The organism is Streptomyces sp. 35G-GA-8, from assembly GCF_023534745.1.
Classification (GTDB): domain Bacteria; phylum Actinomycetota; class Actinomycetes; order Streptomycetales; family Streptomycetaceae; genus Streptomyces.
Window position 1 is genome coordinate 36,137 of the sequence record NZ_JAMHJQ010000025.1, and the last position, 23,738, is coordinate 59,874.

Here is a 23,738-nt window from a genome sequence, read left to right on the forward strand (position 1 = left end):
CCTTTCTCGCCGCACAGCGGCCTGGAATCCGGCAGTCGCACCGGAAGGGATGTCGTTGCCGCGCCGCTACCTGCGGTTCAGCCGTACCGGCAGTGAGTCGAGCCCGCGAATGATCGTGCTGGTACGCCACCGCAGTTCCGCGGGGTCGGCCGCGAGCCTCATCGCGGGGAACGCGTCGAGCAGGGCGTCGAACGCCACCCGTACCTCCACCCTGGCCAGCGGCGCCCCGAGGCAGTGGTGGATGCCGTGTCCGAAGGCCAGATGGCCGCCGTCGGCGGGCCTGCGGACGTCTAGCGCATGCGGATCGTCGAAGCGCCGTGGATCGCGGTTGGCGGAGGCGATCGCCAGCAGCACGAAGTCGCCGGCCGGGATCTCGACGCCGCCGACGGTCAGGGACTGGGTCGCACACCGGAAGGAGGCGTGCTTCAACGGGCTCTCCAGCCTCAGGAACTCCTCGACCGCGCCGGGGAGGAGGGACCGGTCCTCGCGCAGTGCCTCCCATTGGTCCAGGTTCCCCATCAGATGGAGCGTGCCGTTGCCCAGGGCGTTGAGGGTGGTCTCGAAACCGGCGATGAACAACAGATAGGCCGTCGAGACCAGTTCGACATCGGTCAGTCGGTGGTCGATGTCGTGTGCCGCGACCAGGGCGGAGAGCACGTCGTCGGTGGGCACACGGCGTTTGCGCTCGATGAGTTCGCCGAGGTACGCGACCACCTCGGCCGTGGCGGTGGCGGCCGATTCGGGAGAGTCGCCGGAGACGAGCGCCTGGGACCAGGACTTGAAGTTCTCCTGCTCCTCGATCGGCACACCCAGCAGCAGACAGATCACCCGGATCGGCAGCGGGAACGCGAAGGCGTCCAGCAGGTCCACCGTGTCGTCGTCCGAGAGGGCGTCGATCAGACCGCCGGTGATCCGCTCGATCTCCGGCCGCAGCGCTTCGACGGCGCGGCTGGTGAAGGACTTGCTCACGAGCTTGCGCATCCGAGTGTGGTCCGGCGGGTCGGAGTTCAGCATGTGGCTGGAGATGGCCGACGAGAAACCGGCACGCCTGTTGCTGTCCGGCTCGTTCTGCGCGAACAGCCCGTCCATCCGCTGGAGATCGGTGCTCAGCCGGGGGTCCGCCAGCGCGGAGCGCACCGCGTCGTATCCGATGATGAGCCAGACCGGCAGTCCGCCGCACACGGGGACTCCGGGCGGCATCTTCACCCGGTGCACCGAGCCCTCGGCGCTGAGCTTCGTGTACACCGAGTAGGGGTCCTGCACGAACGCGTCGTCGAGTTCCAGCGGGATGGAGTCCTGGTCCATGGGCACATCCTCGAAATGGTGTTGGTTCACGCGCCGAACGAGGCGGGAGAATCGTTGTGGCTTGCGCCCCAGGGCGCGGCGTTCACCGCCGCGTCCGGCGCCCCGGCGCCGGCGGCTCCTGGGGGGAACATCTCGGCGACCAGGAAGGCCAGGTCGAGCGCCTGGCCTCCGTTGAGGCGCGGGTCGCACGCCGACTCGTATCTGCGGTGCAGGCCGTCGAGGCCCGGTCCGGCGCCGCCGCCGACGCACTCGGTCACGTCCTCGCCGGTCAGCTCCACGTGCAGTCCGCCGGCGTGGGTGCCGAGCGCTTCGTGTACCTCGAAGAAGCCGGTGACCTCGTCGAGGATGTCGTCGAACCGCCTGGTCTTGTGGCCGCTGGGCGCCTCGAAGGTGTTGCCGTGCATCGGATCGCACACCCACACCACCGGCGCGCCGGAAGCCGTGACCTTCCGCACGAGCTCCGGCAGCAGGTACCGCACGCGGTGCGCCCCCATGCGCACGATGAACGTCAGCCGGCCCGGCCGCCGGTCGGGGTCGAGACGGTCGATCAGGGCCAGCGCCTGCTCGGGCGTGGCGGTAGGGCCCAGCTTCACCGCGATCGGGTTGTCGATGGTCGCGAAGTAGGCGACGTGGGCGCCGTCGAGCTGTCTGGTGCGGTCGCCGATCCACAGCATGTGGCCGCTTCCCGCATGGCGTCGGCCGGAACGCGGGTCGTAGCGGGTCAGCGCGGCCTCGTAGTCGAGCAGCAGTCCCTCGTGGCTGGCGAACAACTCCGTGGTGCGTGACGGATCGCCGCCGCCGCGCGTGTCTTCGCGGGCCAGTGCGCGGTTGATGCGGCCGGCGAGTTCGCCGTAGCGTTCACGGGCAGGCGAGCGTGCGACGAAGTCCTGGTTGTCCTTGTGCAGTTGGCGCAGGTCGGGTCCGGCACGGGCGCATGCGCGCAGGACGTCCAGGGTGTGGCGCGACGCGTCGTACATCCGAAGCAGCCGGGCCGGGTCCGGCCGTCGTTCGGCCTGGCTGAAGCCGATGCCGTTCACCGCGTCGCCCCGGTAGACCGGGAGCGTACGCCCGTCGACGGTCTCGGTCGGTCGGGATCGGGGCTTCGCGTACTGCCCGGCTATCCGGCCCACCGTGACCACCGGCAGCGCCGACGCGTACGTGAGGATCACGGCCATCTGTCGCAGGAGGCGCAGTTTGCCGTGAATCGCCGGTGTCGAGAGGCGGTCGAACCGTTCGGCGCAGTCGCCACCCTGCAGCAGGAACGCCTTGCCCTCCGCCGCCCGGGCGAGTCGTGCGGTGAGCGTGTCGCACTCCTGTGGCGTGACCAGCGGGAGCAGGGCCGCCAGGTGATCCGCCACGTCGCCGAGCTCGGCCGGGCTGGGCCACTCCGGCCGCTGGTGGGCGACGAGTGTCCGCCAGTGCGCGGCGGCTTCGCCGGTGAGGGTCAACGTGATCTCCGTCCGCTTCTCGTGGCTCGACGGTGCGGGGCCGTCAGCGCTGGACCATCTCGACGAGGTCGTGGCTGATGCCCAGGTCGTCGAGGAGCACCTGCAACGGTCCGGTGTCCCGCGCGGGCACGGGACGGGAGGCGGCCCACTCGCTCAGCTGACCGGTGTCGATCTCGAAGCCGCCCTGGGCCGCCACGGTCACCCAGGGGTCCAGGTCCGAGGAGCGGAACGCGGCCAGCCCGGTGACGAGTGCCTCGCGGAACGCCCCCTGCTGTGTCCCGTCCAGGTTCCGGTAGAGCGAGCCGCACAGCTCGCGGAACACCACCGCGTGTCCGCTCTCGTCCCGCCGGTGCAGATCGGTGGTGATCCGGTTCATCGGCTGGATCTCCTGCGCGGTGGCGAGTGCGGAGAGGAACCCGCTGATCGTCGTCTCGGCGGCCAGGGAGAACGCGATGTCGACGATGTCGCGGTCGAGCCCGGACAGCCCGGCGCGGACCGCGTTCCGTCCCTGGACGACCGACCAGACGCCCGGCGCGAACCGGAGGTCCGTCAGGTCGCGCCGCCTTCGGGTGACGCCGACGGCGTTGTGGCACATCAGGATGTGATAGTGCTCATCGATGATCGTCTGGTGCAGCGCGTCGACGGCGGTGTCGTCGCGGCGGACGGGGATCCGTTCCTGGAGCATCAACCGGCAGGCCGGCAGGATGATCTCGTCCTCGATGGCCGCGGTCTTGGCGTTGTAGGCGATCCACGCCGCGGACAGGATGCGCTCGCGGGCGTCCCGGTCGAGCCGGTCGGCACCGGGCAGGGCCAGCACCGGGACGAGGTGTTCGGGGAAGTCCGGCAGCGCCGCGTCGAAGTGACCGTCGAGGTCGAGCTCGTCCTTCTTGACGGCCACTCGCTTCCCCCAGCGGAGCGTCAACCGCACCAGCAAGTCACGCTCGTACTCGTGCACTTCACGTACCGCGGTCATCGGGAAACCTCCTTCATGGGTTCACCACAGGAATCAGGGAGGCGTCGGCCGGAACGGCGAGCGCGGCCAGGCGCGACTGCCAGCGCTCGGCCAGTGCGGCGTCCGTGTCCTGGAACCGGCCCAGCCCTTCGGTGACCGGCCGGATGCCGTGCAGGGCGTTCAGCGTCCAGACGGGCACACCAACGAGATCCGGCACGGTGGCCTGCTCGGTGACGACCTGGTGGCCCGCCGTACGGGCGAGCTCGCCGAGCAGGGCGCGGGTGATCCCGGAGAGCAGGCCGGGGCCGGGTGGCGGCCCGCACAGCGTGTCGCCCCGCCACCAGACGATGCTCGTGGACGCGCCTTCGACCACATGCCCTCGCGCCGAGACCAGCAGCGCCTCGTCGGCTCCCGCCGTGGCCGCGGCGGCGCGCAGGGAAGCCAGGTGGTCCAGGTCGGCGCCCTTGACGGCCGGCAGTCGACGACGGTCGGGTCCCGCCGCGGTCCACAACCGGGCGGTCGCGGTGCGCGGTGGCGCGGGACGCAGCCACATCCGCAGCCGCGTGCCTGATCCGGTCTCCACGAGTTCGACACGAGGAAACCATCGGCCTCGGGCGGGCAGCGACTCGGCGACCGCCCGCAGGAACCGGTTGATCTGTTCCGCTCCCGGTTCGGAGAAGCGGTCGCAGGCCGACCCGAAGCGTTCGGCGTGCCGGTCGAGTCCCCGCACCCGTCCCTCGTCCACGAGCCAGGAGTCGATGACCAGCACCGTCCCGGCGGCGTCGGCCGTCGACCATCCGCCGGCGGCGTCCCACCACCGGCGGACGCCCTGGGCGGTCGCTGTGCTCATCGCTGTGTTCATCGTGGGGATCCGCCCACGTCCGACACCGCCGGCGCACGCCGGGCGCGGAGCGACGCCGCCGCCTTGAGCAGCATCTCCTCGTACTCTTCATGGGGGTCGGAGTCGAGCACGATCGCCCCGCCGGCGCCGATGGTCAGCCGGTCACCGACGCGGACCGCGGTGCGGATCACGATGTTCAGGTCCGTGCCGCCGGAGAGGCCGAAGTAGCCGAGGGCACCGGAGTAGACACCCCGGGCCTCCGTCTCCAGACGGTCGATGATCTCCATGGTGCGCAGCTTCGGCGCCCCGGTCATCGACCCGCCGGGGAAGCACTGCCGTGCGCAGTCCATCGCGCTGACCCCGTCGTTGAGCCGTCCGCGGACAGTGGAGACCAGTTGGTGCACGGTCTCGTAGCTCTCGACGGCCAGGTACGGGTCGACTTCGATGCTGCCGACCTCGCACACCCGGCCCAGGTCGTTGCGCAGCAGGTCGACGATCATCAGGTTCTCGGCCTGAGTCTTGGCGCTTGAGGCGAGGGTGGCGGCCAGTTCGGCGTCGCGCACCGGGTCGGCGGAGCGAGGGGCCGTGCCCTTGATCGGCTTGCTGGTGACCGTGCGGTCTCGCTCAATGCGCAGGAACCGCTCCGGCGAGGAGCTGAAGACCGTGATGTCTCCGAGGCGTAGGAGCGCGGCGTACGGTGCCGGGTTCGCCCGGCGCAGCCTCAGGTAGAAGGACGTGTCGTCGTCATGGAACGGCATGTGCAACATGTTGGTCAGACAGATCTCGTAGCTCTCGCCCCGGTTCAGCTGCCGCCGGCACTCCGTGATGTCCGCCAGGTACTGGTTCCTGCCGCGGCCGAGGTACTCCTCGGCATCCGGGGGCGGGCCGGCGGCCGGTTCGCGCGGCGGCGCGGAGTCGGCCGGGTTCAGGCCCATCAGGAGCGCGGTCGTCCGTTCCACCCACTCCTGGGCGTCGCGCCGGGTCTTCTCGTCGTGGACGGCCACCAGGTAGGTCAGTCCCTCCTGGTGATCGACCGCGATGACGCGATCGGCGAACATCCAGATGGCGTCGGGCGTTTCGGCGGTGTGGCCGGCCGTGGCCCCGCATTCGGCCTTGAGTTCGTAGCCGAAGTAGCCGACGTAGCCGCCGTTCAGGTCGAAGGGCAGGTCCGAGTCGGGGACGCGCCGTTCGCGCAGCCGCTGATCGAGGACGTCGAACACGCCGCCGGTGACGCGGCGGACGCCGTTCGCATCGCGTACCTCCACTGTCCCGCCGCCGGTGCGGTAGGTCAGGACCTCGCTGAGCGGACCTGACGTGTCGCCGAGGAACGAGAACCGGGACAGGCCTTCCTCCACCCGGCTGCTGTCCAGCCAGAAGCAGTAGGGGATGTTGTCGAAGAGCTTGAGGAAGATGGCCTCGGAATCGGCGGCGGTCGACACGACCGTGCTGATGATTCCCAGTCCCTCGACCGCGCCGGGCATGTCGTCGGACGGTGCGGTGACGGTGTTGGTGACGGTGGCGCGTGGCCGTTGTCCGTGCCGCGTCCGGCGGGTCAGTTCGGTGAAGTTCCGCAGGATCTCACGCCCGTACTGGGAAGCGATCGACTCGGGGTGGAACTGCACGCCCCACTGCGGCAGATCGCGGTGACGCAGCGCCATGAGCACACCGTCGTCCGCCCACGCGGTGGCGACGAGTTCTTCGGGCAGGGGCTCCCGCACGCACAGCGAGTGGTAGCGAACCGCGACGAATTCACGCGGAACTCCGGCGAACAGCGGATCTCCCTCGTGGGAGACCTTGGCGAGGTGCCCGTGTCTCGGTTCGGGCGCGGCGACCACCGACGCTCCGGCCAGGTGCGCGATCATCTGATGGCCCAGACAGACGCCCAGCACGGGCAGCGTGGTGCGGCGCAGCAGATCGCCGACGAAGCCGACGTCGCGGGGGTTCTGCGGCCGTCCGGGGCCGGGTGAGACCACGATGTTGTCGAAGTCCTCCAGCCTCAGTGTGGACAGCATCGGATCGTCGTTGACCATGACGACGGGCTCCTGGCCGTTGATGCCGGCGATCAACTGGTACAGGTTGAAGGTGTACGAGTCATAGTTGTCCAGCAGCAAGGTACGCATCATGGGCCGTCCACGATTGTCCGGAGCGCCCGGACGTCGGCCGGTTCCAGGGTGATCCCGAAGATCTCCTCGGGAGCGGAAAGCGTCTCGTCCACATCGAGTTCCCGGAAGGTCGCCGGCTTCGCGGGACGTATTTCCGTGAGAGTGCTGCCGACGAGGAGGTGCCTCACTTCGGGCTGTGTGCGCTGGAGGACCATCCGGTGGTTGAACGGCGAGCGCGGATGTGTGAGGCAGAAGTGGTGGAGGAGCTCGAAGTCCGACGGATAGCGCACGTCCGTGGTGAAGCCGTAGAGCTCTGCCGGTCCCTCCGGCCGCAGGAACCGCAGCACGTGTTCACCGGTCGGCTCCCGCACGAGATCGAACGACCAGTCGCCGTCCAGCCGCGCGTTCTCCGCGAGCTGAATCGGCTCGTGCGGCCCGTAGCCACCGAAACTCACGTCGTGGAGCCAGCGTTCGCCGTCGAGCTCCACGCACAGGGCCACGTGCAGGGCCGGCCCGAACCTGCTCCCGGTGCGGATCCGCGTCCGGCCGGCGAACGCCGTGAACGTGAACCCGATGCGGTCCAGCACGGCCGCCATCAGCACGACCTGTTCCAGGCACCAGCCGCCGCGGCCCTGCCGCACGATCTTCTCCTGGACGCTGTCCAGGTCCAGCGGCACCGTCGTGCGCCCGAGCACCGCGTCGAGGTTGTCGAAGGCGATCGCGTCGACATGCGCGGCGTGCAGGCCCCGCAGTGTGGCGAGGTCCGGAGCCACGTCGCCCTGGTAGCCCACGCGGGTCAGGTAGGCGTCCAGGTCGACGCCACTCCCCTGCCACATCGAATCCGTCACACCTGGCTCATTCTTCATGTGAACTGCCCGGCGACCACGGCCGCGAGAATGATCCAGCCGAAGTAGGTGTTGGCGACAAAGGCGTCCCAGCACGATGTCGGATCATCCAGGTCCACACGTACGAGCAGATAGGACAGAAAGATTCCCGCGACCACGACGATCAGGTGGAACGCCCACCCGATCGACGTCTGGGAACCGGCCCACAGCACACCGCCGACGCTGAGCACGACGAAGATCGCCAGCCACGCCTTGGTGGCTCTGCCGAACAGCAGAGCGGAAGACTTGACACCGATGTTCCGGTCGTACTCCTTGTCCTGATGGGAGTAGATCGCGTCGTGAATCAGGGTCCAGAAGGCCCCGCCGGCGTACAGGCCGTACACCGCGGGCGGGTAGTCGACGCTCCCGGTCACCGCCGTCCAGCCGATCAGCACGTAGACGCTCATCACCAGGGCCAGGAAGGCCGAGGGCCAGAAGAAGACGCGCTTCATGTAGGGGTACGCGACGATCAGCGGGTACGAGGCACCGGCGACCAGGGCTGTCTCCACGTTCGCCACCGCCAGGACCAGCAGTGCGACCACGGCCTGTGCGGCGGCGAACAGGAGTGCGTTCCTGACGCTGATCGTCCCCGACGCGACAGGACGCGACACGGTGCGGGCGACTCGGGCGTCGACGTCCTTGTCGACCACGTCGTTGACCGCGCAGGCCGCGCCGCGCACCAGCACCGCGGCGACAGCGACCACCACCACCGTCAGCGGGTCCGGTCGTTGCCCGGGGGCGAGGGCGAGGGCCCACAGCCCCGGAAGCAGATAGAGCACGTACCCCGTAGGCCTGTCCAGTCGCATCAACAGGAGATACGCGCGGACCGAATCCGGGCTCTTCGTGACGACGCCCGTGGATATCTTGTACAGCATCAGGATCCAATCACCAGGTCACCGGAAGCTGGATCAACCCGCCGATCAGCGTGTTGTGGCGCAGCCTCAGCTCCTGCGCACCGACAGCCAGCCGCAGGGTCGGGAATCGCGCGACGAGCTGGGTGAGCACCACCCGCAGCTGCATCCGGGCCAGCATCGCGCCGACGCAGTAGTGCGCACCGTGCCCGAACATGAGGCTGCCCGTGGTGTCGCGCGTGACATCGACCCGGCCGGGATCGGCGAAGGCCGTCTCGTCGTGGTTGGCCGCGATGATGTTCAGCAGCACGAAGTCGCCGGTCCGGATGGTGACCCCGTCGATCTCGAAGTCCGTCAGCGCATAACGGGGCATGCCGCCGTTGTGCGGATTCGGCATCGACATCCGCAGGGTTTCCTCGACCGCGCCGGGGATGAGACCCGGGTCGTGCAGCAACGCCTGCCACTGCTCGGGGTTGGCCAGCAACAGCGACACACAGGTGCCGATCCGGGCCACCGTGGTCTCATAACCACCGAACAGCAACAACGCCGTCAGCCCGATGACCTCGTTGTCGTTGATCCCCTCGGTCGCGCAGATCCTGGAGATCACGTCATCGCCCGGATCTCGCCGTTTGTCAGCGACGAGTTGCCTGCAATAGCCGAACAACTCGCCCATCCCCTGCTTGGATCTGACCGGGTCCCCGACGTTGGCGGCGTCCTGGGTCCAGCCGCCGAACCGGTCCTTGTCCTCGTGGGGCACGCCCAGCCACTCGCACATCACCTGAATGGGCAGTGACAGCGCCAACGCCTGACGCAGGTCCACCGGTGGCTTCTGCCCGGCCAGTGCGTCCAGCAGTTGCCCGGTCAGTTTCTCGACGTGGGGCCGCAGCGCCTGCATCCGCTCGGGTGAGAAGTGCGGCTCCAGCAGCGCACGCAACCGAGCGTGGTCGGTGGCGAAGTCGCCCAGCAGGCCGGCGAGAAGCGCCGACCCGGGGTCCTTCGCCGCGGCCTCCGGATCGGGATGGGAGCGGCCGAGCCGGTCGTCGTCGAGCAATTGCCTCACCCAGGCATGACCGGTGACCAGCCACGCCTCGTCGCCCTCGGCGGTACGAACCCGATGGACCGCGCCCCGGGATTGGAGCGTGCGCAGCCCTGGCGCGAGTCGCAGCACATTCGTCTGCTCGAAAGGCAATTGAGCTGGGGTACTCACTGACGGCCTCCGCCGGAATCGAGGTTCGGACCACCATGTCGAAGACGATCACGACGTACGGGAGCTCGTCGCCCCGGTGTCCGTCGAGGAACGGGGAAGGCAGACCTGCCGGCCGGCCCCCATGCGGTAACGGGAGTACGGGTCATGGCGTGCGGTTGACGATGCGGTCGAACAGCGCGGTCAGTTCGTCGGACGCGGCCGGGGACAGCTCGGCTCGTCCGAGGTGCTCCAGAGCCGAGTCCAGATGGTCGCGGGACAGCCGCTCGGCCGTGTGCCGGCCGCCGGATTCCTCGACGAGGTCGGCCATCTCCCGCAGGTGCGCTGCCGTGGTTCCGTCGGCCTGCCACAGCCGGCGCAGCCGTTCGCCGGCCGGGCCGTCGGCGGACAAGGCCGCCAGCACCGGAAAACTCGGGTTGCGCCGCAGGAGGTCGCTCCGGACGGGCTTGCCGGTCACGGCGGGGTCGCCCCAGATGTCCTCGACATCGTTGAAGATCTGGAAAGCGAGGCCCAGATGCCTGCCCGCGCCGCGCAGGGCAGTCAGGACGTGCTCCGGTTGGGCCGCCCGCAGGGCGGGCGTCACCAGTGCGCACTCCAGCAGCGCGGACGTCTTCTCCTCCACGATTCGGTCGTACTCCGCGATGCCGGTGCCCGGACCCAGCCGGACGGTGAGCTCGCGAGCCTGGCCCGCGAGAACCAGGCCGAGGGCTTCGGCGAACACGCTGGAGATGTCCGCACGGCCGGGGCCGGGGTCGTCGACGACCATCCGCAGCGCAAGAGCCTGCAGCGCGTCCCCGGCGAGGATGGCCAGACCGGCGCCGAACACCTTCCACGCGGCCGGGCGGCCGCGACGCAGCTCGTCCGCGTCGATGATGTCGTCGTGGATCAGGGTCGAGTTGTGCAGCAACTCCAGTGCCGCCGCCTGGCACCGTACGTCCTCCGGCCGGAGGCCGACTCCATCGGCCGCCGCCATCATGAGGGCGGCCCGGGTCAGCTTGCCGCGCGCCGCACCGCTGGGGTCACCGTGTTCGTCGATGAAGCCGAGGTGGTAGGAGCAGATCCGGGCCAGCGTCGGCTCCAACGCGGCAGCCCGCTGCCGCATGACGGGCAATACCGTGGACCGCACCATCCTCGGCGACAGGAAGGATGGGAGCCCGGTCGACGAGGTGTCGAGTGCGCTCATCGAGATTCTCCTCCGGTCGGGCGCCTTCCCAATTCCTGGTCAGAACTACGCGCATGGGGTTCGCGAATTGCATCACCGATAATCACTGTGCGGGATATGCTGCGTAAATACCTTCTCAGCCCTCGCCCCACCTCGCCGTGCGGTGAAACCTCGGCGAACTGTCGATGACGAAGGCTTGCGCAAAGCTCATGATCACCCGAATTTGCGTGACCGTTCCGACCGCCATCCTCAACGACCTCATCGTGTCGTGTCAACGACGCGGCGTGAGCATCTTCGACTTTAGGAAAAACCCCAAAGAAGACGGTGTAAGGCCTGGATTGGACTACCCTGCGGAATGATGACTGCTGGGCGGCACGAAGGCCGTATTCGAGTCCGGCTATTAAGCCGGCACCCCACGGCAGACAACTCCCTGCGGACGACGGGACGGTCGGGGGCACCTACGGGTACGCCCCCGGCCGGACGGTCATCATCGAGACGGTTGCCGACGCGAAGGCACCGGACCTTCCCACGACATCACACGACGTCACTGCTCATCAGCGGGAATGGTCCACTGAAAGCTGGAGAGGCGGAATGGCTATGTCAGTTGATTCTGGGCAATTACACGAAGGCAGGTCGTTCGACCCGTACGGCGCACATCGCGACGACCCGTATTCATTCCTGGCCGACGGCTCAGAGACGGAGCCGGTGTTCTACGCCCCGTTGCTCGGCGCGTGGTGCGTCACCCGGCGCGAGGACATGGTCGCCGTGCTACGGGACGACCGCAACTTCACGGCGCGCGACCACAACCCCCGTTCCACGGTCGCGTTGCCCGACGACGTGAGTCGGATGCTGCGCACATGGCGCGGTGCCGGTGCTCTGGCCGTCGGCTCACTCGACCCTCCCGAGCACACCAGGATCAGGGAAGTGCTCAACGTCGGGTTCACACCGGCCAGTCTCAGAGCGTTCGAACCCACGGTCCGTGCGATCGCCACCGACCTCGCCGAGCGGACCGCGGTCGCGGCGGAGTTCGACTTCATCACGGAGTTCGCCGTTCCGTACGCCCTTGAGGTGATCTGCCGGCGCCTCGGGATCCCGGACGAGTACCTCGACCGCTGCCGCACCTGGTCCGAGCAGCGCATCGAACTCATGATGCTGCAGCGCGACACCGATCCTGACCAGCTGCGTGCATACGCCCGGGGGCTGGTGGACTTCGGAGCGTTCGCCCGATCACTCGTACAGGAGCGGCTCGCCTCACCGCGGGACGACCTGATCAGTGAACTGCTCCACGAAGGCAAGGCGGGCAACACGCTCACCGCCGACGAGGCCGCGGTCCAGATCCCCACGCTGATCTTCGCGGGACACATGACCTGTGCCGAGGCGCTCGGCACGATCCTCTTCCAGCAGCTTCGATCACCCGGCGGCTGGGCCGAGGTGGTCGACGGGACGATCGCCCCACGGGACCTGGTCGAGGAGGGGTTGCGGTTCGACAGTCCGCTGGCGGGCATGTACCGGACCGCGCTCCATGACGTGGTGGTCGGCGACGTCCACCTGGCCGCGGGGAGCCGGCTGCTTCTGCTGTACGGAGCGGCCGGCCGGGACAGCCGCTCCCACGCGTGTCCGGCCGGGTTCAGTCCCGGCAGTGGGTCGGCCACGCATCTCGCGTTCGGGCACGGCATCCACTTCTGCCTCGGAGCCGGATTCGCCCGCCTGGAACTGGAGATCGCGATACAGGCCATCGCCGCGAGGATGCCCGATCTGACTCTGGCACCGGGGCCGCCGCCACGTCACCGGCCGGTGTTCCCGCTTCGGGCGCTGACCGAGTTGCGGGTGCGGCAGCGGGGACGGGCATCCGGGCCGTCGTCGGGAGATCCGGCCGGCACATTGGCCCCGGCAGAACTCACTTGACTCACGGGTCCGACGGCATGGAAGGCGTGGACCCCCGGTTCCGCGGATCAGGATGCCGGCCGGCCTCGGCATCCTGAGACGGCCCGTCAGCTCAACCGGCGGGCCGTTTCGGCTTGAGCTCAGAACCGGGGACGGCGCGCGGTCAAGCGCGGACGGCGGTCAGGAAGAGATAGCCGCTCTCCGGGGTGACCGCGGACAAGCGCATGAAGTCGATGAGCGAGGTGGCCTGTTCCTCGCCGACCAGCCCGGCCAGCTTGTCGCGGACGGTCTCCACGGCGTCGGCCATGACCGCGAGGGTACGGGAGACGTTGTCGCTGATGTCACGGATCTCCACGTCGACGAAACCGCTGGCGGCCAGCGCCGTCCGGTATTCGTCCACAGTGCCCAAGGAGCGCACCGCGTAGTTCTCGCAGATGTGGTCCAGGACCACGCGTCCCTCAGGGCTGACCGGGCCGCGCTCGATGACGTCGGCGATGGCGAGGCGGCCGCCGGGGCGCAGGACGCGGGCGGTCTCGGAGAGCACCTGGCCGCGGTCGGGCATGTGCCACATCGACTCGAACGCCCAGGCCGCGTCGAACGAGCCGTCGGGGAAGGGCATGTCCATCGCGTCCGTGAACTGGAACGTGGCCCGGTCGGCGAGCCCGGCCGCGGCCGCGAGTTCCTTGGCCCGCGCCACCTGGACATGGCTGACGGAGATGCCCAACACGTCCACGTCACAAGCGCGGACGAGCCGCAGCGCGGGATGGCCGATGCCGCAGCCGATGTCCAGGACCCGCTGGCCGGCCTGTGCGGCGATGCCTGAGATCATCATGTCGGTCAGGCGGTCGGTGGCTTCCTCGATGGAGCTGTCGTCGGCGTCGTTCTCCCAGTAGCCGTAGTGTTTGTTGGGGCCCCACGCGGAACCGTAGATCTGACCGATCCCGTCGTACATGCCTGCGACGTCGCTGGGAGCGGGAAACTGCTGGAGCGTCATGAGGAAATCCGTATCTGTGAAAGTGAACGTGGCGGTAAGTCGCGGCGGCGTCGAGTCGAGAGGCGGGCGGAAACCCGCTGCGCTCGGCTGGGCAACCCCGGCCGAGCGCCCGCGTGATCTACCGGCGACCACGTAAGTCAATTTCCGGTGTCCTGAGCCATTCGCTCACTTGAGCTCGAAGCGCAAGAAGCCCAGCCGCAAGCCCCCTGCGCGCCATTCGGCGCCAAGCGCCTGGTTCGCCAGCAGAGATATCCTCAGCTGCCTGCGGTCGACCGCTGAAAGGCTGTTGTCACTGTCCAGTACCGCCTTCGTCCAGGCGGCACTCTCGTCCCAGAACGGCGCGGTCTCCGACGTGGCGTCGACGTCATCGACCAACTCAAAACCGGCAGACCTCGCGGCTTCCGCGTAGTCGAGCACCGTAGCCGGTTTTGTGTAGAAGTATTCGGCCCACACATCGGCCCCGTGCGGGCGTGTGGTGAATACTTCCTCGACGCACACACTCGCGCCCGGACGAAGCACCTGCGCCAGACGCTCGAACCACACAGGGCGGTCGAAGTATCCGCTGCTCTCGACTGCCACTGCCGCGTCGTAGGGGCCGCCGTCCAAGGGGAGCTGCATCGCGTCGCTGACCAGCGTCCGGACCTTCCCGCCCAGACCGCACTCCCGCGCGAACCCGTCGACTATCGGCGTGTGGTCCGGCGCATTGGTGACCGCCGTGACGTCGGCGCCGTATTCCTGTGCCCAGAAGAGCGAGCCCCCGCCAAGACCGCAGCCGACATCCAGGATCCTCCCCGACAGCCGGTGTTCAGCGCCCCAGATCTTGGCCGCGTACCGCAGCAGACCCTCTTGATGGAGCCGTATGCTGCGGCGAATGTCATCCGGCGTCACGTCGTCCGCATGCAGTGGCGTTTCGGAGGAAGGGTAGTAACCCACATGATAGTGAATCCTGGGGCCAGGCCCGTATTTGCGAACAAGCCTGGCCGTTTTGTCGTCGTAGTACTGGCCGACTATTCGTACGTCACCCTGAAACTCCAGCACTGTTTGAGGTGAACTCGACATTTCGTCCAGATTTGACACGGTCACTCCTCCAGAGCTCGGATGCCGACGACGTTCGGCTATCGCCGGACCGGATTCCATGTTCATCTGCCGCGCCGGCACCTCCCACACACGAGAGTCACCCGGCACCGGGCGACAGCAGCGCTTCGTTCGAAATACAGAGCCGCCTCATGATCCGGAATCTATGAGTCGCCCTGAAATTGACTGGCAGCCATTGGATTCCAGCCTGGAGGGACAGCCCAGGTCGTGTCAACGACGCGGCGTGAGCATCTTCGACTTTAGGAAAAACCCCAAAGAAGACGGCGTAAGGCCTGGATTGGACTACCCTGCGGAATGATAGCTGCTGGACGGCATCAAGGCCGTATTCGAGTCCGGCTATTACGCCGGCACCCCACGGCAGACAGGACTTCCTGAGAAGGACTCGGTTTCTGCCGACCGGCGCGGATGCCCTGTTCGGCAACGCAGGCCAGGCGCTCCGGCGCGGACGTCATGGCACGGAACGGAGTGGGAATGAGTGACGGTAAGCGGGTCCTGCTGGCCGAGCCGCGGAGCTTGTGTGCCGGTGTACGCCGAGCGATAGCCATCATCGACCTCGCGCTGGAACAGCACGGAGCGCCGGTCTACGTCCGCAAGGAGATCGTGCACAACCACTACGTGGTAAGCGAGTTCCAGCGCCGGGGTGTCCGGTTCGTCGACTCCGAGCAGGAGGTGCCGGAGGGCGCGGTGTGTGTCTTCTCCGCGCACGGTGTCTCCCCGCAGGTGCGGCGGAACGCGGACGCACGCGGGCTGGACGTCCTCGACGCGACCTGCCCCCTGGTGGCCAAGGTGCACCAGGAGGCCCGCCGGTTCGCCCGCGACGGACGGACGTTGCTGCTGGTCGGGCACGCGGACCACGAGGAGGTCGAGGGCACCTACGGACACGCTCCCGACCGGACGGTCATCATCGAGACGGTCGCCGACGCGGAGGCACTGGACCTTCCCCCCGACGCACCGGTCGCCTACCTCACCCAGACCACGCTCTCGGTGGACGAGACCAGGGACATCATCGCCGTGCTCCAGCGCAAGTTCACCGACCTGCGCGGGCCCGCCACCGACGACATCTGTTACGCCAGCCAGAACCGCCAGGACGGCATCAGGGCCATCGTGGACCGGTGCGACCTGGTGCTGGTGGTCGGCTCGGCCAACTCCAGCAACTCGATCCGGATGGTCGAGGTGGCGCGCAGGCTCGGCGGCCGGGCCGAACTGGTGCCGGACGTGACCCACTTCGACCCCGCGTGGCTGGCCGGCGCGAGCACGGTCGGTGTGAGCGCCGGGGCGAGCGCGCCGGAGATCCTCGTCGCCCAGCTGCTCGACCGGCTCGCCGAACTGGGTTACGCGGACACGTCCGTGGAACGGGTGGCGACCGAGGACATCGTGTTCTCCCCGCCCACGCGGCTGACCGGAGTGGCGGACGTGCCATGAGGGTCCTACCGGGCGTCGGCCACCACACGAGGCCGTCGGCCGAACCGGCATCGCGCCGGGCAGTCGGCCCGTACTGACCGAGAGGGCGGCCGCGGCCGCCTCGACACCGGGTGAGGAGCACTGTTCGACATGGCGCTGCTGGAAACCGTGCGCGACCCGGCGCGGCTGCGTGAGCTGACCGCCGGGGAGCTCCGCGACCTCGCCGGGGAGATCCGCGCGTTCCTGATCGAGCGGGTCTCCGCGACCGGGGGACATCTCGGGCCCAACCTGGGTGTGGTCGAGCTGACCATCGCGTTGCACACGGTGTTCGAGTCCCCGCGGGACCGGTTGCTGTGGGACACGGGGCACCAGTCCTACGTGCACAAGATCCTCACGGGCCGCCAGGCCGGGTTCGACCGGCTGCGCAAGTCCGGCGGGGTGTCCGGCTACCCGAGCCGGGAGGAGTCCGAGCACGACCTGGTGGAGAACTCGCACGCGTCCACCGCGCTGTCCTATGCGGACGGGCTGGCCAGGGCGGACGCCCACCTCGGCCGACGCGACCGGGCGACCGTCGCGATCATCGGCGACGGCGCGATGACCGGCGGCATGGCCTGGGAGGCGCTCAACAACATCGCGGGCGGGCCGGAGCGCCCGCTCGTCATCGTGCTCAACGACAACCAACGCTCCTACGCACCGACCGTCGGCGGGCTGGCCGAGCATCTGGCCGACCTGCGCGCCGGGCGCGGGCCGGGCGTGTTCGGACAACTCGGGCTCGGATACCTCGGCCCCGTCGACGGTCACGACCTCTCCGCCGTCCAGGACTCCCTGCGCCACGCGGTCGCACTGGGCGGGCCGGTGGTGGTGCATGTGATCACCGCCAAGGGCAGGGGGTACCGGCACACCGAGACCAACGACCTCGACCTCGGCCACGCCGTCAAACCGATGGACCCGCACACCGGGCAGGCGCTGAAGGCGTCGCCCCCGTCGTTCACGTCGGTGTTCGGCGAGAAACTGGTCGAACTGGCCGAGCAGCGCGACGACCTCGTGGCGGTCACGGCCGCGATGACCGAGCCGACCGGGCTCCTGCCGCTCCAGCGCAGGTTTCCGCACCGGGTGATCGACGTCGGCATCGCCGAGCAGCACGCGGTCACGATGGCCGCGGGGTTGTCCATGGGCGGCGCGCACCCGGTGGTGGCCATCTACTCCACGTTCGTCAACCGCGCGCTCGACCAACTGCTCATGGACGTCGCGCTGCACCGCCGCCCGGTGACGTTCGTCCTCGACCGGTCCGGGGTGACCGGCGACGACGGGCCGAGCCACAACGGCATGTGGGACCTGTCGGTGCTTCAGGTGGTGCCGGGGCTGCGGATCGCGGCGCCGCGGGACGGCACCCGGCTGGCCGAACTGCTGGCCGAGGCGGTGGCGTGGGACGAAGGTCCGACACTGCTGCGGTTCCCCAAAGGCCCCGCCGGTGAGGACCTGCCCGCCGTCGCCACGTTCAACGGGATTGACGTGCTGCGCCGTTCCGGCCGGCTGGACGTGCTGATCACCGCGGTGGGTGGGCTGGCCGGGCTCGCGCTCACCGTCGCCGACGGTGTGCGGGCACAGGGCATCGGGGTGACGGTGGTGGACCCGAGGTGGGTCACCCCGGTCAACCCCGCGCTGGCCGACGTGGCCCGCCGCCACCGGCTCGCGATCACGATCGAGGACAACAGCCGTGCGGGTGGTGTCGGTTCCGCGATCGCGCAGGCGCTGCGGGACGCCGACGTGCACACCCCGCTGCGCGAGTTCGGCATCCCGAGGCGGTTCCTCGGCCACGGCTCCAGGGCCGAGGTGCTCGCCGCCTGCGGGCTGACCGCGCAGAACATCATCAGGGCCGTGGTGGAGCTGCTGGCCGGCCTCGACGCCGCACCGGCGACGGCGGGCATCGACTACCCCGGCACCTGGCCGGTTCACTCAGGGGAGGAACATTGACGACCGTCGATCTGGGAATGCCCTTGCCACGCAAGGACGCGGTCCCGCTCTCGGTGGCCACGCGGCGGACGTCCCGCCAGATCATGGTGGGCACGGTGCCGGTCGGCGGCCTCGCGCCGGTGTCCGTGCAGTCGATGACCACCACGTCCACCGCCGACATCGACGCCACGCTGCGGCAGATCGCCGAGCTCACCGCGGCGGGCTGCGAGATCGTACGGGTCGCCGTGCCGACGGCGGACGACGCGGCCGCGCTGCCGGTGATCGCCCGCAAGTCGGGCATCCCGCTGATCGCTGACATCCACTTCCAGCCGAAGTACGTGTTCGCCGCGATCGACGCCGGCTGCGCCGCGGTACGGGTCAACCCCGGCAACATCCGCCAGTTCGACGACCAGGTCGGCGCGATCGCCCGTGCGGCCAAGGACGCGGGCATCCCGATCCGGATCGGAGTGAACGCCGGGTCGCTGGACAAGCGGTTGCTGCGCAAGCACGGCGGCGTCACCCCGGAGGCGCTGGTGGAATCGGCGCTGTGGGAGTGCTCGTTGTTCGAGGAGCACGGCTACACCGACCTGAAGATCTCGGTGAAGCACCATGACCCGGTGGTGATGATCGAGGCGTACCGCAAGCTCGCCGGCCGGTGCGACTACCCGCTGCATCTCGGCGTGACCGAGGCGGGCCCCCGGTTCCAGGGCACTGTCAAGTCCGCGGTCGCGTTCGGCGCGCTGCTCGCGGAGGGCATCGGTGACACCATCCGCGTCTCGCTCTCCGCACCGCCGGTCGAGGAGGTCAAGGTCGGCGCGCAGATCCTGGAGTCGCTCGGGTTGCGGCCACGGGGTCTTGACATCGTGTCGTGCCCGTCGTGCGGCCGGGCCCAGGTCGATGTGCACACCCTCGCCGAGCGGGTCACCGCGGCACTTGAGGGGTTCCCGGTGCCGTTGCGGGTGGCGGTGATGGGCTGTGTCGTCAACGGGCCCGGCGAGGCGCGCGAGGCCGACATCGGTGTCGCCGCGGGCAACGGCAAGGGTCAGATCTTCGTCAAGGGCAAGGTGATCCGCACGGTGCCCGAGTCACAGATCGTGGAGACCCTCCTGGCCGAGGCCGTACGCATCGCCGAGGAAAGGGGCGTGGACGTCGAGGCGTGACGGTCGCACCGGTCCGATGACGCGAGGAATCGCGAGGAATCGCGAGGAATACAGTTCACGCATGAACGTACGGACTCCTTACGTTCTCGCGAACCACCCAGCGTCAGTCCACGGTTTCAGAAGCAATGCGCGGGGGCCACGAATCTGTGCGCAGAATCTGGAGGACGAACGCCCTCGAAACCAACGAGACACGATTCGGCGCCTGCAGCTTGTCCGACATGACACGGACGTGATAGTCAATGGTCTTCGAACTGAGGTGCAACTCTCTCGAAAGTCGCCCGCTGGAGAAGCCGGCCGCAACACCCTCCAGGATCCTGGCCTGTACCGAGCTGAGAGCCCAGCCACCGACCGGCTGGGACACTTCGCAGCCCTTCTGATCATTATCCATGGCACGCATCCATTCCGTCCGGCCGGCTACTTCTTTGTCACTGTTACGCCGTCGCGACACGTCATTTTCCGTCCACCTCGGAATTCCCGCGCATGCAACCCCGGAGAGAAGACTCAGCCTTGTGTCCACAGTGGAGCAGCTTCGAGGAACAGCCGTGACGAACTTCGCGCGCGACACCGGGACAACAGCGCCGACAGAACCGGACGCCCTGATTCAGACCCTGCACGAGGACCTGAGCAGACTGCCGGCCAGCGCACAGCTGGACGCGACGCTGTGCCTGCTGGAGGCGGCCAGGCTGATGCTGCCCACGCTCACCCCGGCGCGTGGCGAGCTCGCCGGCGAAGACCTCGACGACATCCGCGCGGCCATGCGCGCCGCGTCGCTCTCGGTGCGCAGTTACCTCTGGCGGACCGGTGACAACGATCCGGTGGACCGCAAGTGAGACGGCTCATCTGTTCCGTGTTCCGCGCGGGGCGACCCCACCCGGACGGCACAGTGGAGAAGAAGCCGGTCGAAACACTTGACTGACGTGGTGCCAGTGCCGGTTGTACGTGTGCGACGCCGGCGTTCGACGGCTCGACGAACGCCGGTTTCGCGATCCGCTTCCGGCTGGACTCACGGCCGGCTGTCCGCCAACTGTGCCGCTGAGGCTTGCAGCTTGGTCGCGCCGCGCAGGTCAGGCAGGAAGGTCATGGCGATCGCCGCGCAGGCCATGAAGCCCGCACACACCAGCAGACCAGCGCCGAACCCCGCGTTGACAGCCAGCACACCCAGCGTGAGCGGAGCGAACGCGGACACACCACGCCCGATGTTGTAGCAGAATCCGGCACCGGTCGTCCGCACCCTGGTCGGGAACAACTCACCCATGTACACACCGAAGATGCCCGCGTAAGCGGCGAAGAAGGCGAACATCGGACCCAGCCACAGCAACGCCGTACGGTCAGCGGCGACCACGTACAGCGGCAAGGTCAGCGCCACACCGGCCAGTGACAGCACCAGTGCGTACTTGCGGCCGATCCGGTCGGCGATCAGCCCGAAGACGTTGTAGCCGATGAACATCCCGAGATTGAGCACCGTCATGAACACCGCGACCGTCGCGGCCGGGATGCCCTTGTCGGTCCCCAGGTAAGTGGGCAGCCACGTGGACGCGCCCCACGCCCCGAACATCGCGAGCGTTGCCACGGTCGCACCGAGCAATGTGTTCTTGCGCAGTCCCGGAGCGAAGATCTCTGTCACCTTCACCGGCGTGGTCTTCTGCTCAACCCACTCGGCCGACTCACGGAAGAACAGTCCGACGATGACCAGCGGGATCACCACGCCCACCCCGCCGATGAAGAACAAGAGACGCCAGTCCGGCAGCAACGCACCCGACAGTGCCGCGGCAACCACCCCGCCGATCGGGAACGAGCTGAGCACGAACGCAACCGCACGACCCCGTTGCGCGGCCGGCCACGTCTCGACCACATAGGTCGACACCACGCCCCAGACCCCTCCGAGCCCCAGACCCGCCACGAAACGCAGCACCAGGAACATCGTGAAACCATGAACCCCCAGGATCGCCGCGGTGAACACGCCGAACACCGCGAGCGAAACCATCAACGCCCGTTTACGGCCGTAGTTGTCGGCGAGCCAGCCGACAGTCACGCTGCTCACCCCGATCCCGAGCAACGTCGCTGTGGCGAGCAGGCCGCCCTGTGTCGTCGTGAGTCCCAGATCGGCGCGGATCACAGGCAACATGAACGACAGCAGCAAGATTTCCAGCGCGTCGAACATGTAGGCCAGGAACGAGCCGATGAGCACAACCCATTTGTTAGATCCACTCAATCGAATCAGTCCATTCAGCCATCAAGTTTCTCCGCTCGGGAGAACGAATACGAAGTGTCTGCTCAGAGTTCATCGGGACTCAGTCCTGAGGTAGACGGCTCATCGAAAGCCTGACGCTCGTGAATTGAACAAAGAAGCACTCATCAATGCGCCGAGCATGCCGCATACACGTGATCACGCCACTTGACCTCCTGCTCAACTTCGCCGGGCAGCGAAATACTCGATGCATGGAGGATTAGGACAGAAGCCCATGATCATCCAGGATCACCGCAGGTTACGGGTATGCCGCTCCGGGTTTTGCATACGCGGAATCCGCCCTACCGGAATTGAGTCTGGGTGAAGCCCTTCAATCGTGTCAACGATGCGGTGCGAGCTGGCTGGAATCAAGCCCGGCACCGAGGAACGTCGGCGGATGTTCAAGCTGATCGAGATTCGGTTTCGACGATCAATTTCCCCGGCTTGGGTGGTTTGAGCGTCATGTAATTCCCCATCCCGAATCTCCGAATTGGCCATGGGTGAGCGTTGCCTCGTCGGGTGCATCAACCCGAAGCGGGCGCGATTCGGTCCGAGAATTAGCGGATACGGGCAATACGGCGCCCATGTGGCGGTGCGGGATGACCGGACCGGTGCCGCGGTAGCCGCCGTCCGCGATCACCATGATCTTGCCGACGGTTTTCTTCGCGCCGGACAGTTCCCCGCCGAGGTGCTGGAGTCCAGTGGGGGCGATCAAGGCTTGGCCGAAAGGATAAACAAACCCCCTTACCTGTCCGAGTGTGAGCAGGTCAAATTGCTGCGCTTTACATGCGTCTGGCTTGAATCACTTGCTCGCCTCAGCACTTCACAGGCCCACGCCGCCTCCTTTTCCAGGACAAAAACGCCCACTGCATCGCGGCGATCAAGGCGAATCAGCCGCCGGCAAGGCAATGGCTCAAATGTTTCCCTGACGGGATGCCAGTGCTTCGGCGCAGTCGCGTTGCGCCTGGCCGCCGTGGCGCGGGGTGCGGAGTCGGTTCGCAGTTGGGAGGCGTGCCGTACGCCGCGCGGATCGCGAGGGTCGGGCGTACCGACCCGCGGGTGTGTGATCGTGGCCCCTCCATTCGTGCTGCCCCGGACATCGTGCCTCGCCCAGAGACGTCGAAATCTCTCGCTGCGCAGGGACAGTTCGCTTACCAGCGTCTCCAGATCCGGATCGTCGGCCTCCCTGCCGGGTTCCAGACCGAGGTAGTAGTCCACGCTGATACCGGAGAGCGTCGCGACTTCCTCGCGGCGCAGGCCGGGCACGCGCCGACGTGCGGCCTCGGGAAAACCGACATCCGCGGGACGCAGTAGCTCTCGACGAGCCCGCAGATATTCGCCCAGCGGATTGACGGTGCGGTCAACCATGAGGGCAGGGGTAAGCCTGACCGAGTCCCGGACCCTGGTGCCGACAGCACCGGGGGCACGGCTCACTTCCTCGGCCGCAAGGCGGGACCTACTGCGTCGGAGGTGCTCTAGGTTGTGTGACGTGCGTGGGCGCGGGCGGAGTTATCGATATGTCGGACCGGTTGAGCTGAAGGCTGCGGTCCGGCCTGATGGCGGGCGTCAAATCAGCTCGGCGGCTGACTTCGGTGGCTGGATCGTGGAGCAATCGGCGGCGGAGCTGGCCGAACCGTTCACCTTCGTGGTCGGTATGGATGGTGTGCTTCGGCTGGCGCCACGGCGAAGTGAGCACGTGGCCTGTGCCGGCGGAGACATGGTTCTGGGTGCCGGCGAGATCAGCTTCATGCGCGAAGCAGACCGATGGACCGTGAGCGAGGTCAGCAACCAGTCCACCGGATACTGCCCGGGCGTCAGCTCCTGGGCGGAGGTCGCCCGTGCTCTGGATGCGGTAGAGCTCCGGCCGCCTTCCGGCTTCACCCACGAGGTTGTATTCCGGCGGTGCCCCGACTGCCAGGAGCACAACATCGTGCGAGAAGACGACTTCGTCTGCGTCTTCTGCGGCAGCTGTCTGCCTGCGGCGTGGAACGTGGATCCCACCGCGTGACGGCCGAGGCTCACAGCCACTCGTTGAGGGCAGCGACGAGGGCGGTCGCCTCGTAGCGGACGGCGAGCTTGTCGTAGCGGGTGGGTTCGGCTCGGGGGATGCCGAGCCGGATGGTAAGCAGCCCCGACAACGTCGGGACGGGCTGGCACTGCCAGACGGTCCTGGTCCGGCTACTGAACTTGAATGTGTGATGTCGGCCTGATCGTGTCAGTTGGTCATGGTCAGGCCGGTGCCTATGAGGCAGCCGTCGATGAGGTGCGGTCGGTA

At 67.9% G+C, this 23,738-nt stretch carries 20 protein-coding genes and 1 pseudogene; 6 read left to right on the top strand and 15 right to left on the bottom strand.

All coding sequences use genetic code 11. The annotated features are described in order from the left end of the window. Window positions 1-66: 66 nt before the first annotated feature. The 9 genes from M1203_RS36335 to M1203_RS36375 all read right to left on the bottom strand — a co-directional run bounded on the left by M1203_RS36335 (window position 67) and on the right by M1203_RS36375 (window position 10,770). Entirely contained in the window at window positions 67-1,305 is a 1,239-nt protein-coding gene (locus M1203_RS36335) for a cytochrome P450 (protein ID WP_249954137.1), read from the bottom strand. Window positions 1,306-1,331: 26 nt separating this feature from the next. Beyond that, on the bottom strand, window positions 1,332-2,753 hold the full coding sequence (locus tag M1203_RS36340; protein ID WP_249954138.1) for a 3-deoxy-7-phosphoheptulonate synthase class II: 1,422 nt from the start codon (window positions 2,751-2,753) through the stop codon (window positions 1,332-1,334). Between the two features lie 43 nt (window positions 2,754-2,796). Further along, a complete protein-coding gene (locus tag M1203_RS36345) occupies window positions 2,797-3,726 on the bottom strand; it encodes a diiron oxygenase (RefSeq protein ID WP_249954139.1) in 930 nt (309 codons plus the stop codon). Between the two features lie 13 nt (window positions 3,727-3,739). Next, window positions 3,740-4,555 (bottom strand): aminotransferase class IV, encoded by an 816-nt coding sequence (locus M1203_RS36350; RefSeq protein WP_249954140.1) that lies wholly within the window; start codon window positions 4,553-4,555, stop codon window positions 3,740-3,742. An 8-nt stretch (window positions 4,556-4,563) separates the two neighbouring features. Beyond that, a complete protein-coding gene (gene pabB / locus M1203_RS36355; RefSeq protein ID WP_249954156.1) occupies window positions 4,564-6,666 on the bottom strand; it encodes an aminodeoxychorismate synthase component I in 2,103 nt (700 codons plus the stop codon). Further along, window positions 6,666-7,496, bottom strand: coding sequence for an arylamine N-acetyltransferase (locus M1203_RS36360; RefSeq protein WP_249954141.1), 831 nt, complete (start codon window positions 7,494-7,496; stop codon window positions 6,666-6,668). The genes pabB and M1203_RS36360 overlap by 1 nt, the downstream gene beginning before the upstream one ends. A gap of 14 nt (window positions 7,497-7,510) precedes the next feature. After that, on the bottom strand, window positions 7,511-8,407 hold the full coding sequence (locus M1203_RS36365) for a UbiA family prenyltransferase (RefSeq protein WP_249954142.1): 897 nt from the start codon (window positions 8,405-8,407) through the stop codon (window positions 7,511-7,513). A gap of 10 nt (window positions 8,408-8,417) precedes the next feature. Beyond that, window positions 8,418-9,590 carry a cytochrome P450 gene (locus M1203_RS36370; protein WP_249954143.1) on the bottom strand — a complete coding sequence of 391 codons (1,173 nt, stop codon included), beginning with the start codon at window positions 9,588-9,590 and terminating at the stop codon, window positions 8,418-8,420. 142 nt (window positions 9,591-9,732) lie between these two features. Next, window positions 9,733-10,770: a polyprenyl synthetase family protein gene (locus M1203_RS36375; protein ID WP_249954144.1), complete on the bottom strand. Its 1,038-nt coding sequence runs from the start codon at window positions 10,768-10,770 to the stop codon at window positions 9,733-9,735. A 576-nt stretch (window positions 10,771-11,346) separates the two neighbouring features. Between M1203_RS36375 and M1203_RS36380 the strand changes: the two genes are divergently transcribed. After that, window positions 11,347-12,654, top strand: coding sequence for a cytochrome P450 (locus M1203_RS36380; RefSeq protein WP_249954145.1), 1,308 nt, complete (start codon window positions 11,347-11,349; stop codon window positions 12,652-12,654). Window positions 12,655-12,796: 142 nt separating this feature from the next. Here the strand turns inward: M1203_RS36380 and M1203_RS36385 are convergent, their stop codons facing one another. Next, window positions 12,797-13,627 (bottom strand): methyltransferase domain-containing protein, encoded by an 831-nt coding sequence (locus tag M1203_RS36385; RefSeq protein ID WP_249954146.1) that lies wholly within the window; start codon window positions 13,625-13,627, stop codon window positions 12,797-12,799. Between the two features lie 165 nt (window positions 13,628-13,792). Beyond that, the gene (locus M1203_RS36390; protein ID WP_249954147.1) at window positions 13,793-14,704 is read right to left on the bottom strand and encodes a methyltransferase domain-containing protein; all 912 of its coding nucleotides are present in this window, start codon (window positions 14,702-14,704) and stop codon (window positions 13,793-13,795) included. A gap of 489 nt (window positions 14,705-15,193) precedes the next feature. Between M1203_RS36390 and ispH the strand changes: the two genes are divergently transcribed. The 3 genes from ispH to ispG all read left to right on the top strand — a co-directional run bounded on the left by ispH (window position 15,194) and on the right by ispG (window position 19,236). After that, window positions 15,194-16,144, top strand: a complete 951-nt coding sequence (gene ispH, locus M1203_RS36395; protein ID WP_249954148.1) for a 4-hydroxy-3-methylbut-2-enyl diphosphate reductase — start codon at window positions 15,194-15,196, stop codon at window positions 16,142-16,144. Between the two features lie 129 nt (window positions 16,145-16,273). Then, on the top strand, window positions 16,274-18,097 hold the full coding sequence (locus M1203_RS36400) for a 1-deoxy-D-xylulose-5-phosphate synthase (RefSeq protein ID WP_249954149.1): 1,824 nt from the start codon (window positions 16,274-16,276) through the stop codon (window positions 18,095-18,097). Continuing rightward, window positions 18,094-19,236, top strand: coding sequence for a flavodoxin-dependent (E)-4-hydroxy-3-methylbut-2-enyl-diphosphate synthase (gene ispG, locus M1203_RS36405; RefSeq protein WP_249954150.1), 1,143 nt, complete (start codon window positions 18,094-18,096; stop codon window positions 19,234-19,236). Before M1203_RS36400 ends, ispG begins: the two co-directional genes overlap by 4 nt. A 103-nt stretch (window positions 19,237-19,339) precedes the next feature. On the opposite strand, the gene M1203_RS39350 is transcribed toward ispG, so the two are convergent. Continuing rightward, on the bottom strand, window positions 19,340-19,633 hold the full coding sequence (locus M1203_RS39350) for a LuxR C-terminal-related transcriptional regulator (RefSeq protein WP_374404782.1): 294 nt from the start codon (window positions 19,631-19,633) through the stop codon (window positions 19,340-19,342). 145 nt (window positions 19,634-19,778) lie between these two features. Here M1203_RS39350 and M1203_RS36410 point away from each other — a divergent pair, with 145 nt between their 5' ends. After that, window positions 19,779-20,066: a hypothetical protein gene (locus tag M1203_RS36410; RefSeq protein WP_249954151.1), complete on the top strand. Its 288-nt coding sequence runs from the start codon at window positions 19,779-19,781 to the stop codon at window positions 20,064-20,066. 173 nt (window positions 20,067-20,239) lie between these two features. Here M1203_RS36410 and M1203_RS36415 read toward each other — a convergent pair whose 3' ends face one another. From M1203_RS36415 to M1203_RS36425, 3 genes and pseudogenes are all read right to left on the bottom strand, one after another. Beyond that, the gene (locus M1203_RS36415) at window positions 20,240-21,424 is read right to left on the bottom strand and encodes an MFS transporter (RefSeq protein ID WP_249954152.1); all 1,185 of its coding nucleotides are present in this window, start codon (window positions 21,422-21,424) and stop codon (window positions 20,240-20,242) included. Window positions 21,425-22,052: 628 nt separating this feature from the next. Further along, window positions 22,053-22,142, bottom strand: a pseudogene (locus tag M1203_RS36420) (IS5/IS1182 family transposase); the annotation flags it as partial. A gap of 65 nt (window positions 22,143-22,207) precedes the next feature. Continuing rightward, window positions 22,208-22,831, bottom strand: a complete 624-nt coding sequence (locus tag M1203_RS36425) for a helix-turn-helix domain-containing protein (RefSeq protein ID WP_283959424.1) — start codon at window positions 22,829-22,831, stop codon at window positions 22,208-22,210. Between the two features lie 121 nt (window positions 22,832-22,952). Between M1203_RS36425 and M1203_RS36435 the strand changes: the two genes are divergently transcribed. After that, window positions 22,953-23,471 (top strand): hypothetical protein, encoded by a 519-nt coding sequence (locus tag M1203_RS36435; RefSeq protein ID WP_249954153.1) that lies wholly within the window; start codon window positions 22,953-22,955, stop codon window positions 23,469-23,471. Window positions 23,472-23,738: the final 267 nt, after the last annotated feature.